Genomic DNA, 15,947 nt, shown 5'->3' with positions numbered 1-15,947 from the left:
CCTAGCGTCTGGTTCCAGCGGTCGGCAACCGCCGCCCGTAGCGCAGGAAACGGACAGGAGGCTCATCGTGGCCGAGAACATCGAACCCACCGTCGAGACGCCCGAGGACGACGCGCCGGAGGTCGAGGCGCACGCGGAGCAGGTGCTGGGTCTGCAGGGCATCAGCATCGACAAGGAGACCCAGGAGGGTCTGATGGTCGCCCCGGGAAGCTGCAGCTCCTGTGCCGGCTCCCTCTGCAACTGACCTGCAGCCGTGAGCTGTCGATCGGGCCGGTGGTTCGCCACCGGCCCGATCGGCCGCAGGGTCACTGAACCGCAGAGCGGTTGAACCGCAGAGCGGTTGAACCGCAGGGCAGTCGAACCGCAGGGCCGCTGTCACCGGATGCGAACGAGAGAGGAACGTCGGAATGCAGTTGCCGTGGGAGACCATGCTGCGTTATCTGCCCTACCACCCACGGTGGTTCGAGGACGTCAGTCGTCGCCGGCCGGACAGCGCCCATCTGGTCGAGTACCGCGCGACCATGCCGGGCAGTTGGCGCCTGCGGCGGTACGGCTACTGGTTCGTCGCGGACCCGCCCGGCGCCCCGGAGCCCGGCCAGGGCTGGAAGCTGCACGTCTCGGCCACCTCCCGGACCAGCGCCGAGACCCTGCGCCGGTGCCTGCCGGTGCTGCGGGACGCGGGTGTGCGGTTCAAGTTCCTGATCGACCCGCCCATGATGCGGGAGCTGAACAGCAAGTCCTTCTCCCGCTCGGCGAGCGGGAAGTTCGTCACCGTCTACCCGCCCGACGAGCAGTCGTTCCTCGCCGTCGCCGAGGCGCTGGCCGAGGCGCTCCAGGGGTTCGACGGACCGTACGTCCTCACCGACCGCCGCTACCCCGGCTCCCGGGTCGTCTCCTACCGCTACGGCGGCTTCACCCGGCAGCCCCGGCTGCATCCGCTCGGGCTGACCGAGCTGCTGATCACCTCCCCGGACGGCACGCCGGTGCCCGACGACCGCACTCCGCAGTGGACCGTGCCGGCCTGGGCCGTGGATCCGGTGACCCGCAGGGCCGGCACCCCGGAGCCGGTTGCCGCCGCAGCACCGGCGGCGGAGCCGCCGAAGCCGCTGCTGGCCGGACGGTACGAGGTGGACAGCGCACTGCTGTTCAGCAACCGCGGCGGGATCTACCGGGCCATCGACACCGTCACCGGCGCCGATGTGGTGCTGCGCGAGGCCCGCCCCGGGGTCGAGGTCGGACCGCTCGGCATCGACGCGGTCACCCTGCTGCGCCACGAGCACGACCTGCTGGCGGAGCTGGCCGACAGCGGGCTCTTCGTCCGGCCGCTCGCCCTCTTCCAGGAGTGGGAGCACTCCTACCTGGTCGAGGAGCTGGTGGAGGGCATCCACATCGGCATGGTGACCACCACTCAGAATCCGCTCTACGAGCTGGATCTGACGCCGGAGCGGCTGGAGGACTACTACCGGCTGCTGCAGCGGCTGTGGCTGCAGATCGCGGACGCCATCGCGCTCTGCCACGAACGCGGCATCGTCCTCGGCGACCTGTCCGCCACCAATGTCATGGTGACCCCGGACGAGCGGGTGTGCGTCATCGACCTGGAGTCGGCCTTCCACGAGGGCGTCGACCAGGGCGCCGGGCTCAGCACCCCGGGCATGGTCACCCGCCGCGCGATGGCCGCCAAGTGCGGCGACCGCCGGACCGACTACTACGCGCTGGGCGGCCTGATGCTGGCCACCGTCGCGGGCTGCCAGCAGAACGACATGGTCGACCACGCGGTGCCGCTCCGGCTGCTGGCCGCGGTGGCCGAGGACCTGGCCCTGCCGGCCGAACTGGTCTCGCTGATCACCGACCTCTACGACGAGGACGCCCCGCTGCCCGAACCGGCGGCCCTGCGCCGGCGGATCGCCGAGCTGCCCTTCGCCACCGCCTGGCGCCAGCCGCCGCCGCTGGCCCACCGGACCTCCGCCGAGCCCGGCCGCAGCGGCGAACTGCACGGCCGGATCGGCGAGGTGCTGGACGGCGTGGTCGACTACCTGCACGGGACCGCGGACCTCGACCGCGAGGACCGCCTCTTCCCGGCCGACGTCCTGGTCTTCGAGACCAACCCGCTCTCGCTGGCCCACGGCGCCTACGGCTGCCTGTACGCCCTGCAGGGCCTCGGGCGGGAGGTTCCCGACTCCTACCTCTCCTGGGCGCTGCGCCACTCCACCTCGCACCAGGCGATGCCCCCCGGTCTCTACTACGGCTCGGCGGGGGCCGCCTGGGCGCTGTCCGACCTGGGCCGGCGGGACCTGGCGGCGCAGGTGCTGCGCGAGGCCGCCGACCATCCGCTGCTGCACACCGAGCCCGGGGTGCTCACCGGCGCGGCCGGACACGGCATGGCCTGCCTGCGGCTGTGGCGGGACACCGGGCTGCCGGAGTTCCTGGACCACGCCCGCGCCATCGGCCTCCGGCTGGCCGGGAGCGCCGAGTGGGACGAGGACGGGGCGCACTGGCAGGACTCGACCGGCAGGGTCCCGGTCGGCTACGGCTACGGCGCCGCCGGCGTCGCCATGTTCCTGCTCGCCCTGCACCGGGCCACCGGTGACGAGCAGCCGCTCGCCCTCGGCACGGCCGCGCTGGACTTCGACCTCTCCTGCGGCCTGCACTCGGCCAGCGGGGTACTGTCCTTCCCCTCGTTCATCGAGGGCGACGCCCCCCTGGTCCGGCGCCACTACTGGGACGAGGGGACGGCCGGGGTGCTGACCACCCTGCTGCGCTACTGGGACGTCACCGGCGAGGAACGGCTGCGCAAGGAGGTGGACCGCCTGCTCCCCGACGTCCGCCGCAAGTACACCGCTTTCCCCCAGCTCTTCCACGGGATCAGCGGCCTCGGCAACGCCGTGCTGGACGCCTACGAGTTCCTGGGCGACCCGGAGCTGCTCGGCGACGCGGAGCGGGCGGCGGAGGCGGTGCTGTGCAGCGCGGTGCGCCGGCCCGAGGGCATCGTCTTCCCCGGCGAGCAGACCCTGCGCGAGAGCTGCGACCTGGCGTCCGGCTCGGCCGGGATCGTGCTCTTCCTGGACCGGGTCCGGCACGCCGCCCCGGGGCTGCGCACCAACCGGAACTTCCTGCTGGACGACCTGCTGACCGGTGCCGCGCCGGCTGCTGCGGGCGGCCGCTCGTGAGCACCGCGACCCGGACCGCCGAGCCCCGGGCGGCGATGCTGCGGCACAACCGGGAGTTCCGCCTGCTGTGGATGGGCCAGACGCTCTCCTCCTTCGGCTCCTCGATGTCCGGGGTGGCGCTTCCGCTGGTGCTGCTGGCCTCGGGCCACCCGGTCACTGCGGTGGCCGCGGTCGGCACGGTGGTGGCGGCGGCCGGGCTGGCGGCCCGGATCCCGGCCGGCTTCGTCAGCGACCGGTTCGACGAGCGCAGGCTGCTGATCGGCTGCGACCTGGTGCGCCTGGCGGCCATCGGCATGGTGGCCGTGTGGTCCGCCTTCGGGCCGCTGCCGCTCTGGCCGGCCATGGGCGCGGTGGTGGTGTCGGCGGGTGCGGTGGAGGTGTTCAAGCCCTCGCAGTACCGGCTGATCCGACGGGTGGTCAGCCCCGAGCAGATCGCCTCGGCGGTGTCGCTGAACCAGGCCCGGACCTACGGGGCCGAGATCGCCGGGCCCGCCGCGGCGGGGCTGCTGCTCGGGCTGCGCCCGGCGCTGCCCTTCGCGCTGGACGCGCTCACCTTCCTGGTGTCCGCGGTCTGCATCGCGGCGGCCGTGCCGGCGCGGCGGACCGGACCCGCCGCCCGCGAGGCCGCGCCCGCCGCGCGGACGGGCCCGGAGCCCGGGTTCTGGCACCGGTTCACCGTGGGCTGGCGCCACCTGGCGGCCGACCCGTTCCTGCGCCGCTCCACGCTCTACTTCTGCGGTCTGACCCTGGTGTTCACCGCGTTCGGCTCGGCCCTGGTGCTCGGGGTGGGGCGGGAGCGCGGCGGGGCGCAGATGGTCGGCTGGGCAGTCAGTACGGCGGCTCTGGCCGGGCTGCTGGGCTCGCTGGCCGCGCCCGCGCTCCAGCGCCGGCTGCCGACCCGGGTCCTGGTCTCCCTCGGTCCGGCGGCGGCGACCCTGCTGCTGCTGACGGCCTGGCTCACCGGCAGCAATCTGGCCTTCGTGGCCGGGTTCTCGGCGATGTGCCTGCTGGTCCCGGTGATCAACGCCACCGTGAGCACGGTCATGGCGACCTCCGTCCCGGAGGAGATCTACGGCCGGGTCGCCACCGCCAACGACTTCAGCGTGCAGTTGCTGCAGCCCTTCGGGCCGCTGGCGGCCGGGCTGCTGGTCAGCCGCTCACTGCCGACGGCCGCCGTGGTGCTGGCGGTCGGCCTGGGGGTGCTGGCGCTGCTGGCGGTGACCCTGCCGACGCCCACTCCCGTACCGCCCCGTCCGGAACCGGCCTGGAGCCAGCCATGACCACGACCGCACAGCCCGCCCGGTGCACCGTCGGTCCCCCGGGCCGACCGTCCCGCTCTCCGTGCTCGACCGCGGCGGCCACGCCCCGGGGACCAGCGGCGAGCGGGCCGTGCTGGACCTGGTGGACGCGGCCAGGACCGCCGAGGCCTGCGGCTACCACCGCTTCTGGGTGGCCGAGCACCATGCCTCGGCCGGTACCGCGAGCAGCTGCCCGCCGGTCCTGATCGCGCACCTGGCCGCCCGGACCGAGCGGCTGCGGATCGGGGCGGGCGGCGTGATGCTCCCCAACCACGCCCCGCTCACCGTGGCCGAGCAGTTCGCCACCCTCCAGGCGCTCCACCCCGGACGCATCGACCTCGGCCTCGGCCGCCCCCCGGGCGCGGTCACCGCCGAGCACCGGCTGCTGGCGGCCGCCCTGCGGCGCGACCCCCGCGCCATCAGCGAGTTCCCCTCCCAGGTCGACGAGTTGCTGGGCTTCCTGCACCACCGGGGACCGGAGCGGCACCGCTTCCACGCCCTGCGGCTGGCACCGGACACCGCCACCCCGCCGCAGGTCCACCTGCTCGGCGCGAGCGGGGGCAGCGCCCGGATCGCCGCCGAACGCGGCCTGCCCTTCGCCTACGGCCACCACCTCAGCCGTTCGGTCGCCCGCCCGGAGGCCGCGGTCCGCTACCGCTCCGCCTTCGTGCCGGGCCCCGAGGACGCCCGCCCCCACCTGATCGTCGCCGTCAACGTGGTCTGCGCCGAGACCGACGAGGAGGCCGAGTCGCTGGCCCTGCGGACCGCCGCCGACCGCGCCGCCGCCGGGGGTGGCAACCCCCGGCGCCGCTGTCCCCGGTGCGCGCGGATTACCTGGCCCGCCGGGAACTGACGGAGTACCAGGTGGTGCACGGGTCACCGGCCGTGGTGGCCGCCCGACTCGACGCGCTGGCGGCCGAGCTCGGCGCGGACGAGATCATGCTGGCGCCCTACGAGCTCACCGGCCCGGCCCGCTGCCGCACCCTGCGGCTGGCCGCCGGCGTCCGGCGGCCGCGGGCCCGGCTGCTGGGAACGGCGTCCCGCTCATGACCGCCGGACTGCCCGCCGGCGCACCGGCACCGGCACCCGCACCGGCACCCGCACCGGCACCCGCACCGGCCGTCGACCGCGAGGGCGTCCGGGCGGCGCTCGGCCGGTTCGCGACCGGGGTGACCGTGCTCACCGCCGGCCGGGAGGCTCCCCGGGGGATGACCGCGAACGCCTTCACCTCGGTCTCGCTGGACCCGCCGCTGGTGCTGGTCTGCGTGGCGCGGACCGCCGCCGTGCACGGGACCGTGCTGGCCGAGGGCGGATTCGCGCTCTCGGTGCTGTCGGCCGGCCAGGCCCGGCTGGCCCGGCACTTCGCCGACCATCACCGGCCGCGCGGGCAGCGGGAGTTCGACGGCGTCGACAGCCTCCGCGGCCGGTGCACCGGCGCCCCGCTGCTGACCGGGGCGCTGGCCTGGCTGGAGTGCTCGCTGGCCGCCGTGTACGACGGCGGCGACCACTCCATCCTCCTCGGCTCGGTGCTCGGCCACGCCAGCGGGGCTCCGGGCGAGCCGCTGCTCTACTTCCGCAGCGCGCTCCGCCCCTGAGCCGCTCCCTACCCAACCCGGAGGAACCATGACCATGGCCCGGCAGACCGCGGCGGACGGCGCCCGCCCGTCCGCGCTCCCCTTCCCGATCTCGGTCCTCGATCTCGGCGGCCGACTCCACGACACCACCGGCGAGCGGGCCGTCCTGGACATGGTGGACGCGGCCACGACCGCCGACGCCTGCGGCTACCACCGCTTCTGGGTGGCCGAGCACCATGCCTCGGCCAAGACCGCGAGCAGCTTCCCTGCCGTGCTGATCGCCCATCTGGCCACCCGGACCGCGCGGATCCGGGTCGGCTCGGGCGGCGTGATGCTGCCCAACCACCCCCCGCTCACCGTGGCCGAGCAGTTCGCCACCCTCCAGGCCCTCCACCCCGGACGCATCGACCTCGGCCTCGGCCGCTCCACCGGCGGGACCACGGTCGAGACCCAACGGCTGCTGGCGGCCGCGCTGCGCCGCGACCCCCGCGCCATCAGCGAGTTCCCCTCCCAGGTCGACGAGTTGCTGGGCTTCCTGCACCACCGGGGACCGGAGCGGCACCGCTTCCACGCCCTGCGGCTGGCACCGGACACCGCCACCCCGCCGCAGGTCCACCTGCTCGGCGCGAGCGAGGGCAGCGCCCGGATCGCCGCCGAACGCGGCCTGCCCTTCGCCCACGGGTACCACCTCGGCCGGGCCAAGTGCCGCCCGGAGGCCGTGGCCCGCTACCGCTCCGGCTTCGAACCGGGGCCCGACGGCGCCCGGCCCCACGTCACCGTCTCCGTGAACGTGGTCTGCGCCAAGACCGACGCCGAGGCCGAGTCGCTGGCCCTGCAGACCGCCGCCTACCGGATCGGCTACCCCGATGACAGCGCGCCGCCGGCCCAGCTCTCCCCGGCCCGCGCGGAGTACCTGGCCCGGAAGGCGCTGACGGAGCTTCAGGTGGTCCACGGCGCGCCGGCCAGGGTGGCCGCCGGGCTGCGGGCCGTCGCGGACGAACTGGGCGCGGACGAGGTGATGCTGGTGCCCTACGAGCTCACCGGGGCCGCCCGCTGCCGCACCCTGCGGCTGGCCGCCGGGGCCGGGCAGCCGGAGCCGGAGGCGGACCGGCGGGTGCTCACCGCGGCGCGGCCGGGCTGAGCCCGGCCGCGCTCCCGGCCCGCTCGCGGGCGTAGAGGTGGAGCAGGTACGGCAGGGTGTACCGGGCGGAGTCCGCCGGAGCCTCCTCCGTCGGCGAGCCGACGGCTCCGGCCTCGATCAGCCGCTCCAGCGTCCGCCGCGCCCCGCCCGTGCCGCAGCCCAGCGCCGAGGCCACCTGCCCCACGGTGAACGGGGCTCCCAGGGCCAGCCCGGAGAGACGGAGCAGCGCGGTCCGGTCCGGGGCGGACAGGTCCTGCCAGCTCGCCGCCAGCCGGGGCCGCACCGCGACGTCCCCGGCGGCGAGTTCGTCCAGGGTCGCGCTGGGCTCGGCCAGCCGCTCCGCGTACTCGGCCAGCGGCAGGTGCCGCAGGACCGCCAGCCGCATGCTGCCGACGCGGACCGCGAGCGGCTGCATCCCACCGGCCGCGACGATCCGCCGGGCGGCCGCCGGGTCCCGGGCGAGGCGGGTGTCGCCGATGATCCGGGCGAGCAGCTCCAGCGCCTCCGACGCGGAGTACGGCGGCAGTTCCAGCCGGTGCACCGCGGCCAGCCCGGCCAGTTGGGCCCTGGAGGTCACCAGCACCCGGCCCGGACCGCCGCCGGGGAGCAGCATCCGCACGGTGGACTCGTCCGGGGCGTCGTCCAGGACCAGCAGCACCCGCTGCTCGCCCAGCCAGGCCCGGCACAGCGCGGCGGCCTGCGCCGGGTCGGCGGGCACCCGGGCGGCGAGGCCGGCCGTCCGGACGATCTCGCCGAGCACGGACTCCGGGGAGCGGGGACGTCCCTCCTCGGTGCGGAGGCCGACCAGCAGCCGGCCGTCCGGGAAGGCCTCGCCCAGCCGGTGGGCGGTGTGGACGGCGAGCGCGGTCTTGCCCGCGCCGCTGGGTCCGACCAGCACCACCCCGCGTCCCCGGTCCCGCCGGAGCACGTCGCTCAGCTGGCCCAGCTGGTCCGCGCGGCCGGTGAAGTCCACCAGGTCGGGGGGCAGCAGCGCGCCGGCGGTCGCCGGGTTCCGGGGCGGAGCCGGCGCCGACGGTCCGTCGGCCAGGATCGACCGGTACAGCGCCGCCAGCTGCGGGCTCGGTGCCAGGCCCAGTTCGCGGGCCAGGTGCTGCCGCAGTTCCTCGTAGGCCGCCAGCGCCTCGGCGCGCCGTCCGGACTGGTGCAGCGCGCTCATCCGGGCGGCCTGGAGCCGCTCGCGCAGCGGCTCGCGGTCCACCACTCCCCCGATCGACTCGGCCACCACCCGCGCGTTGCCCAGCCGCAGTTCCGCCTCGGCCCAGTCCTCGTAGACGCCGACCCGGTCGGCGTCCAGTCGGCGGGCCGCAGCCAGCAGCGGGCCGGAGCGCCGGAGTTCGGCCAGTGGGACTCCGCGCCACAGGTCCAGTGCCTGCCGGAGCAGCCGCGCGGCGAGCGCCGGCTCGCCCCGGGCGGCGGCGGTCCGGCCGTCCCGTGCCAGCGAGCGGAAGCGGAGGGCGTCGAGTTCGCCGGCGCCGACCCGCAGCAGGTAGCCGGCCGAGTGGCAGACCAGCTGCGCCTGGCCGGCGCCGCCCAGCAGCTTGCGCAGCGCCGACATGTACACCTGGAGGTTCTTCCGCGCGGTCCGCGGCGGCTCGTCCTGCCACACCGCCTCGGTCAGCAGGTCGACCGAGACCGGCGAACCGGCCTGGCAGAGCAGCAGCGCCAGGACCAGCCGCTGCTTCAACGGGCCCAGTGGCAGGGGGTGTCCCGCCGACTCGACCGCGAGCGGGCCGAGAATGGCGAAGCGGATCCCGCCCTGTTCCGCCGCCGATGCGTGTCCGGGCCGTTCGACTGTCATCGCCTCACCCCTGTCTGACCGGAACCGCCGCGGGGTCGCCGCAGCGTCCGAGGTCGCACCACCCACCCTGAACCGCGCCGGACCGGCGGCCCATGGGAGCGGACCCCCGGATTCCGGGCCGGGGGCTCCGCCGCGCACCGGAGGGCGGAGGAATATGGGGGCGAGTACCCATGGTCCCGGGCGCCGCACCGCTGACATCCTGTCGCCCATGACGGCAGCGGCGGCGGCATGGTGGGTGCGGGGCGTGTCACTGGTCGAGCGGATGTCCGCCGACCGGACCGCCACCGGGCCGATCGGGGCGGGAACGGCCGGGGCGGGGACGGCCGGCGACCCGACGGACGCCTGGCAGTCCGACTACCCCTCGGCCGAGCTGTTCCGCGCCCGGCTCACCGATCTCGGCCTGGACCTGGACGGGCTGCGCGCCCTGCTCGCCGAGCCGAGCGGGGCGCTGGCCGACCGGCTGCCCCGTCCGTCCTGGGTCGGGACCGCCGAACGGGCCCTGGCCGCGGCCCCGGCCGAGCCCGCCGCTCCCCCGCCCGGCACCTCCTGGGAGGCGGGCTTCGCCCTGGTCCTGGCCCCGTTCGCGGAGAGCTGCGCGGACGAGCTGCTGCGCCGGGCCCGCCGGGTCGGCGCCGACACCGTGGCCGACCTGGACGCGGTGCGGCGCGACTTCACCGGACAGGTGGGCGCCCGGCTGGTGGCCCTCGCCCGGCGGACGCTGGTGCTCGAACTCAACGTCGGACGGGCCACCGGCCGGCTCCGCGGCGACACCCCCGAGCAGCGGTTCGCCGACTTCGTCCGGCTGGCCTCGGCCCGCTCCGGGCTGCGCGCCCTGTGCGAGGAGTACCCGGTGCTGGCCCGGCTGCTGGCGCAGAGCTGCGAGCAGAGCATCGCGGCCTGGTCCGAGCTGCTGGCCAGGCTGACCGCCGACCGGCCGGACCTGGTCGCGGTGATCCTCGGCGGCGCCGAGCCGGGTCTGCTGACCGGGGTGGCCCACGGCGCCGGGGACCGCCACCAGCGGGGGCGCTCGGTCGCGGTGCTGCGCTTCGCCAACGGCGCCCGGGTCGTCTCCAAGCCCCGCCCCACCGCCGTCCACGGGCACTTCAACGAGGTGCTCGACTGGTTCAACTCCCGGCTGCCGCAGCTGGGTCTGCGGATCCTGCGGGTGCTGGACCGACCCGGCTACGGCTGGGTCGAGTACGCCGAGGCGGCGCCCTGCACCGACCCGGCCCAGGTCGGCCGGTTCTACTGGCGCCTCGGCGCGCTGCTGGCCGTGGTCCACACCCTGGGCGGCACCGACGTCCACGTCGACAACCTGATCGCCTGCGCGGACCAGCCGGTGCCGGTGGACCTGGAGACGCTGTTCCACCCCCGCCTGGCCCGGTCCGCCGTCGACGACCCGGCGCTGGCGGCCCTGGACGACTCGGTGCGGCGGACCGCGCTGCTGCCGTCGCTGCTGGTCGGCGCCGAGGGCGCGTTGGACCTCTCCGCCCTCGGCGGGGACCGGGACACCACGCTGCCGGGCGAGGTCACCGGCTGGGCCGCGCCCGCGACCGACGAGATGCGGCTGATCCGCACCTCCGGCCTGTTCCCGGGCGCGAGCAACCGGCCGCGGTTCGGCGGCACCGACGCCGACCCAGGGGCGCACACCGAGACGCTGCTCTCCGGCTTCCGGGCGGGCTACGACGCGATCACCGCCCACCGCGCCGAACTCACCGGCGCCGCCGGTCTGCTGGCCAGGTTCACCGACGCCGGCACCCGGGTCCTGCTGCGCGACACCCGCTGGTACACGACCCTGCTGGACGAGTCCACCCACCCGGACGTGCTGCGCGACGCGCTCGACCGCGACCGGCTGTTCGACGCGCTGTGGCGCGAGTCGGCCGCGGATCCGCTGCGGCGCCCGCTGGTCGGGGCGGAGCTGGCCGACCTGTGGGCGGGCGACGTCCCGCTGGTCGGCTGCGGACCGGACTCCACCGACCTGACCGTGGGCCGGCTGACGGTCCACGGGCTGGTCGCCGATTCCGGCCTGGCCCAGGCCGAGCAGCGGCTCCGTGCGATGGGCCGGGCCGACCGGCTGGACCAGGAGTGGGTGATCCGCGCCTCGCTCGCCACCCGCCGTGCCGCGGCCGGCCGCCCTGGCTCCGGCCACCCCGCCGCCGTCCCGCCGCCCGGCCCGGCGCCCTCCCCCGCGTCCGCGCCCGGACCGGTGGCCACGATCGTGCCCGACCCGGAACGGCTGCTGGCCGCCGCCTGCGGCATCGCCGACCAGATCGTGACCGCCGCGCAGGACAACGGCCGACGGGTCAACTGGCTCGGTCTGGAACCGCTGGACGACCGGATCTGGGCGGTGCTCCCGCAGGGCGCCGGGCTGCCCCACGGCTACTGCGGGACCGCGCTCTTCCTGGCCCAGCTCGGCGACCTCACCGGCATCGAGCGCTACACCGCCGTGGCCCGGCGGGCGCTGACCTCCGTCCCCGCGCTGCTGGCCGCGCTGGCCGCGCGCCCGGCCGACCTCGCGGACATCGGCACCGGCTTCGCCGGCCTCGGCGGGATCACCTACGCGCTCAGCCGTCTCGGCACCCTGCTCGACGACGGCGAGATCGCCGGCTGGACGGGTGCCGCGGTCGAGCTGACCGCTACCGCCGCCGCACAGCCGGGCGGCGAGCCCGGGGTGCTGGAGGGCGACGCGGGCTGCCTGGCCGCCATGCTCGCCGTGCACCGGGCCAACGGCTCGCCCCTGGCCGCGGCCACCGCGCTGGCCTGCGCCGACCGGCTCGCCGCCCGGGCGCCCGAGCAGCTGCCGGCCGGTGGCTTCGACACCGGCGCGGCCGGGGTCGGCTGGGCGCTGCTGCGGTTCGCCGGGGACGGCGGCGGCCGACGCCACACGGCGGCCGGCCTGTGGGCGCTGCAGACGGCGAGCGCCCGGCAGCGGACGGTCAGGCTCGACGGCGGCTGGTGCGACGGCGCCTCAGGCACCGCGCTGGCACTGGCCGACAGCGGTGCCGCGTGCGCCGCCGACGATGCGGCCGCGCTGCTGGAGCGGGCCGTAGCGGCGGCGGCCGTCCCCGGGGCGGGCGACCACAGCCTGTGCCACGGCGAGGTCGGCGCGCTCGACCTGCTGCTCACCGCCGCCGCCTCGGGCCGGGCCGATCCCGGTGCCCTGCACCTCAGGGCTGGTGCGCTGCTGGCGGCGCTCGACCGGTTCGGCCCGCGCTGCGGCACGCCCGACGCCGTCAGCAGCCCGGGGCTGCTGACCGGCCTGGCCGGCATCGGCTACGGGCTGCTCAGGCTCGGCTTCGCGGCCCGCATCCCCTCCGTACTGCTGCTGGGGTCGCCGACCGCGTGACCGTCCCGGCCCCCGGCCCCCGGCCCCGACTCCCTGCCCCCACGACTTCCTGCCCTCACCATTTCCTGCCCTCACGATTCCCCACGCGAAGGAGACACGCGATGAGCAACGAAGCACTCGTCACCGGCTGGAAGAACCCCGCCGCCCGTGAGCAGCCCGGGCCCGGACACCCGGCCGGGGACATCCGGCTTCCCCAGGAGTCCGCGGCGGGCCGCCGGGCCCGGCTGCTGGCCGGCCTCGCCAGCCTTTCCTGTAACGACGTGAACACCGTCACCATCACCACCATCAGCATGAGCTGGGGCTGACCCCGGCTCTCCCCGCGCCGGGCCCGGCCGGGCTTCGGCCGGGCCCGGCCGGCGGCCGATCCCTCGGTGCACAGAGGTGCTCTGGTGCATCGGCACGCCCGGCGATAGCCTCCGGCCATGCTCATTACGTCTCCGGTGGTGGTTGGGCGTGAGGATCAACTCGCCGCGCTGGACCGGGCACTGGCCTCCGTCCGGCAGGGCGGGGGCCGGGCGGTGTTCCTGCTGGGCGAGGCCGGGATCGGCAAGTCCCGACTGGCCGGGGAGTGCGCCTACCGGGCGTTCACCGGGGGCATGGCGGTGCTCCGGGGCCGCTCCGGCGCCGTCGGCGGCGACGCCATGCCGTTCCGGCCGATCGCGGAGGCCCTGCTCTCCCTCTTCCGGGTCAGCGGGCCGCCGCAGGACCCCGAGCTGGCGCCGTACCGCTCCGCGCTCGCCGGGATGCTGCCCGAGTGGCGCGGCGGCGACCGGCAGGCCGCACCCGCCGCGCTGATCGAGACGGCCGAGGCGGTGCTGCGGCTGCTGGCCTCGGTCGGCGGCGATCTGGCCACCCATCAGCATCCGGGCTGCCTGCTGGTGCTGGAGGACCTGCACGACGCCGACGCGGAGACCCTCGCGGTCGTCGAGTACCTCTGCGACAACATCGGCGGCCTGCCGGTCCTGCTGCTGGCCACGCTCCGGCCGGAGGCCGGGCCCGCCGGCGAGCTGGCCCAGGAGCTGGGCCGCCGCCGCGCGGCGGTGCTGAGCACCCTGCGACCGCTCACCACCGACGAGGTCAGGACCATGGCCGAGGCCGCACTGGCGGCCCTGACCGCACTGCCCGCCGGCGGCGCCGACCTGCTGCCCCAGCAGGTCGCCGACCGGCTGGCCCAGGACGCCGAGGGCAACCCCTTCGTGGTCGAGGAACTGCTGAGCGGCATGATCACCGCCGAGGTGCTGCACCGCGGACCGGCCGGCGGCTGGCAGGTCCGCGGCGACCCGGCCATCGACGTGCCCAGGACCGTGGTGCGCAGCGTCGCCCAGCGGGTGGCCCGGCTCAGCCCCTCCGGCCGCACCCTGCTCAACACCGCCGCCGTCCTCGGCCGGAGGTTCTCGCTCCCGGTCCTGAAGCTCGTCACCGGGCTGAACGACCGCGACCTGCTGATCCACCTGCGCGCCGGCATCGACGCCCAACTCATCTCCCCCAGCGGCCCGGTGGCCGACCGGTACGAGTTCCGGCACGCGCTGACCGCCGAGGCCCTGCTGACCGAGCTGCTCCCGACCGAGCGCGCCGCGATCGCCGGCCGGGCCGCCGACGCGATCGAGGACGCCTACCCGGGCCTGCCCGACCAGTGGTGCCACCGGGTGGCCGCGCTGCGGCTGACCGCCGGGGACACCAGGGCCGCCGCCCTGCGCTACGCCGAGGCCGGTCAGGCGGCCCGCGGCGACGGCGCCATGGACTCCGCCGTCTCGCTGCTCGAACGGGCCCAGGACCTGCTGGCCGACCCCGCCCGCGCCGCCGACCGGGCCCCGGTGGTGGAACAGCTGGTCTACACCCTGGTGGAGACCGGCCGGCTCGACCGCGCCCTCGCCCTGGCCGACACCCTGCCCGAGACCGGTCCCGGCGCCCTGGCCGCGCCCGACAGTGCCGCGCTGCACTCCCGGCTGGCCTGGGCGGCCGTCACCGCCGCCCGGTACCAGGACGCCACCGCCCGGATGCACCGCGTCCGCCGGCTGCTCGGCCGCTTCGACAGCACCGCGCTCACCCCGGCGCTGCATGTGGTCGAGGCCCATCTGGTGCTCGCCGACACCACCGCCGGCGCCGACCGGGTGGCCGAGGCCGAGCGGCTGGCCCGGCTCGCGGCGGAGGGCGCCGAGGCGGTCGGCCTGCCCGAGATCGCCTGCCAGGCCTGGCAGTTGCTCGCGCTGCTGGAGCGCCGCTACGGCTTCGACCGGGCCGACGCCTGTCTGGAGCGCGGGCTGGCGCTGGCCACCGAGCACCGGCTGCCCACCTGGCAGATCAGCCTGCTGCTGCGGCTCGGCACCAACGACTTCATGCACAGCGGCTCCTCCGTCCTGATGGAGCGCGCCCATCGTGCGGCCGTCGACCACGGCGCCCTGGTGCTGATGCACAACTCGGCGGCCGGCCTGGCGATGCAGAGCGTGATGCTCGGCGAGTACGCCACCGCCCGCGAGCTGACCGACCGCTGCGCCCCCGCCACCGCCAGGCTGGGCAACGCCGACACCCACCAGTTCGTGCTGCTCACCCAGGCCATGCTGGCCGCCCACCAGGGCCGCTCGCGGGAGCTGGAGCAGGCGCTCAAGGAGTTCCGCCAGTGGGACGGCGACCAGTCGCTGCAGGTGCCGCTGGTCTTCGGCAGCCGCGCGGTCTGCGCCCTGCTGCACGAGAACCGCGAGCAGGCGCTCCACGAGCTCGACCAGGCGCTCGCCTGGGAGGAGCAGCACCCGTCGGTCTTCTACCTCAACGGCCTGCACGGGCTGCGCCCGCTGCTGCGCGCGCTGGCCGGCCACCCGGCGTCCGAGCCGGAGGCCGACAGCCCGGCGGCCCTGCCGTGGAACCGGCAGTTCGAACGCCTGGCGCTCGCGGTGCACGAGGGGCGGGCCGGGCGTCCGGCCCGGGCGGAGGCGGCGGTCGCGCAGGCCCACGAGGCGAGCCGGCCGTTCCCGATGGCCCGCCGGCTCGGCCAGCGGCTGGTGGCCGAGGCGGCGCTGGCCGACGGCTGGGGCGAGCCGGTCGGCTGGCTGCGCAGCGCCGAGGGGTACTTCCACGACGCCGCCGTCCCGGCCGTGGCCAGCGCCTGCCGCGACCTGCTGCGGCAGGCGGGCGCGACCGTCCCGCAGCGCCGCAGCGGAACCGCGAACGTCCCGGCGCTCCTCCGCCAGCAGGGGCTGACCGCGCGGGAGTACGAGGTCTTCCTACTGCTGGTGTCGCGGCTGGGCAACCAGGAGATCGCCGAGAAGCTGTACATCTCCGCCCGGACGGTGGAGAAGCACGTGGCCAGCCTGCTCGCCAAGACCGGGCGGCCGCACCGCGCGGCCCTGTGCGACTACGCCGCCGAACTCGGCACGCACCTCGGCTGAGCCGACCGGCAGTTCCGGACTGGCGTTCGACGACTCACCCGTTCCAATGAAAATGCCCCTCGCGCCGTGACCTCCGAATCTCACGACGAATCGTTTTCTCCCTGTACTGACAACTTCCGCACCGGTGTTTATCAAATCTGCCCGGACAATTCGCTGCTGGCGATAAGTTCGTACAGGGTGCACGCTTCCCCCGTGTGATCGGCACCCGGTCGGTCACAG

11 protein-coding genes are annotated in these 15,947 nt (G+C 75.9%); 10 read left to right on the top strand and 1 reads right to left on the bottom strand.

Annotated elements, in window-relative coordinates; translation table 11 throughout:
* Positions 1–67: 67 nt before the first annotated feature.
* From BS75_RS48730 to BS75_RS33595, 7 genes are all read left to right on the top strand, one after another.
* Entirely contained in the window at positions 68–244 is a 177-nt protein-coding gene (locus BS75_RS48730; RefSeq protein ID WP_156164320.1) for a hypothetical protein, read from the top strand.
* A 163-nt stretch (positions 245–407) separates the two neighbouring features.
* Positions 408–3,167 carry a class III lanthionine synthetase LanKC gene (gene lanKC / locus BS75_RS33620; RefSeq protein WP_034090918.1) on the top strand — a complete coding sequence of 920 codons (2,760 nt, stop codon included), beginning with the start codon at positions 408–410 and terminating at the stop codon, positions 3,165–3,167.
* Positions 3,164–4,447 carry an MFS transporter gene (locus BS75_RS33615; protein ID WP_034090917.1) on the top strand — a complete coding sequence of 428 codons (1,284 nt, stop codon included), beginning with the start codon at positions 3,164–3,166 and terminating at the stop codon, positions 4,445–4,447. The genes lanKC and BS75_RS33615 overlap by 4 nt, the downstream gene beginning before the upstream one ends.
* A 22-nt stretch (positions 4,448–4,469) precedes the next feature.
* Positions 4,470–5,318: an MsnO8 family LLM class oxidoreductase gene (locus tag BS75_RS33610; RefSeq protein WP_052070037.1), complete on the top strand. Its 849-nt coding sequence runs from the start codon at positions 4,470–4,472 to the stop codon at positions 5,316–5,318.
* On the top strand, positions 5,285–5,515 hold the full coding sequence (locus BS75_RS33605) for a hypothetical protein (RefSeq protein WP_156164319.1): 231 nt from the start codon (positions 5,285–5,287) through the stop codon (positions 5,513–5,515). The genes BS75_RS33610 and BS75_RS33605 overlap by 34 nt, the downstream gene beginning before the upstream one ends.
* Positions 5,512–6,060 carry a flavin reductase family protein gene (locus BS75_RS33600; RefSeq protein WP_042438355.1) on the top strand — a complete coding sequence of 183 codons (549 nt, stop codon included), beginning with the start codon at positions 5,512–5,514 and terminating at the stop codon, positions 6,058–6,060. The genes BS75_RS33605 and BS75_RS33600 overlap by 4 nt, the downstream gene beginning before the upstream one ends.
* 34 nt (positions 6,061–6,094) lie before the next feature.
* On the top strand, positions 6,095–7,180 hold the full coding sequence (locus BS75_RS33595; protein WP_042438378.1) for an MsnO8 family LLM class oxidoreductase: 1,086 nt from the start codon (positions 6,095–6,097) through the stop codon (positions 7,178–7,180).
* Here BS75_RS33595 and BS75_RS33590 read toward each other — a convergent pair.
* Complete coding sequence (locus tag BS75_RS33590; protein WP_034090915.1) at positions 7,158–8,999, bottom strand: AfsR/SARP family transcriptional regulator; 1,842 nt, start codon at positions 8,997–8,999, stop codon at positions 7,158–7,160. The genes BS75_RS33595 and BS75_RS33590 overlap by 23 nt on opposite strands.
* A gap of 208 nt (positions 9,000–9,207) precedes the next feature.
* On the opposite strand from BS75_RS33590, the gene BS75_RS33585 reads away from it, so the two are divergent.
* From BS75_RS33585 to BS75_RS33575, 3 genes are all read left to right on the top strand, one after another.
* Positions 9,208–12,345, top strand: a complete 3,138-nt coding sequence (locus BS75_RS33585) for a type 2 lanthipeptide synthetase LanM family protein (RefSeq protein WP_160312270.1) — start codon at positions 9,208–9,210, stop codon at positions 12,343–12,345.
* A gap of 101 nt (positions 12,346–12,446) precedes the next feature.
* A complete protein-coding gene (locus BS75_RS33580) occupies positions 12,447–12,650 on the top strand; it encodes a hypothetical protein (protein WP_034090914.1) in 204 nt (67 codons plus the stop codon).
* Between the two features lie 117 nt (positions 12,651–12,767).
* On the top strand, positions 12,768–15,728 hold the full coding sequence (locus BS75_RS33575) for a helix-turn-helix transcriptional regulator (protein ID WP_034090913.1): 2,961 nt from the start codon (positions 12,768–12,770) through the stop codon (positions 15,726–15,728).
* The last annotated feature ends 219 nt before the right edge of the window (positions 15,729–15,947 follow it).

The organism is Streptacidiphilus albus JL83, assembly GCF_000744705.1.
GTDB lineage: Bacteria > Actinomycetota > Actinomycetes > Streptomycetales > Streptomycetaceae > Streptacidiphilus > Streptacidiphilus albus.
This window is presented reverse-complemented; position numbering and strand designations above follow the sequence as displayed.

Bases quoted from the DNA above. Each gene is read 5' to 3' on its own strand.
- lanKC (WP_034090918.1), top strand. From the start codon at position 408: ATGCAGTTGCCGTGGGAGACCATGCTGCGTTATCTGCCCTACCACCCA.
- BS75_RS33600 (WP_042438355.1), top strand. From the start codon at position 5,512: ATGACCGCCGGACTGCCCGCCGGCGCACCGGCACCGGCACCCGCACCG.
- BS75_RS33595 (WP_042438378.1), top strand. From the start codon at position 6,095: ATGGCCCGGCAGACCGCGGCGGACGGCGCCCGCCCGTCCGCGCTCCCC.
- BS75_RS33590 (WP_034090915.1), bottom strand. From the start codon at position 8,999: ATGACAGTCGAACGGCCCGGACACGCATCGGCGGCGGAACAGGGCGGG.
- BS75_RS33585 (WP_160312270.1), top strand. From the start codon at position 9,208: ATGACGGCAGCGGCGGCGGCATGGTGGGTGCGGGGCGTGTCACTGGTC.
- BS75_RS33580 (WP_034090914.1), top strand. From the start codon at position 12,447: ATGAGCAACGAAGCACTCGTCACCGGCTGGAAGAACCCCGCCGCCCGT.
- BS75_RS33575 (WP_034090913.1), top strand. From the start codon at position 12,768: ATGCTCATTACGTCTCCGGTGGTGGTTGGGCGTGAGGATCAACTCGCC.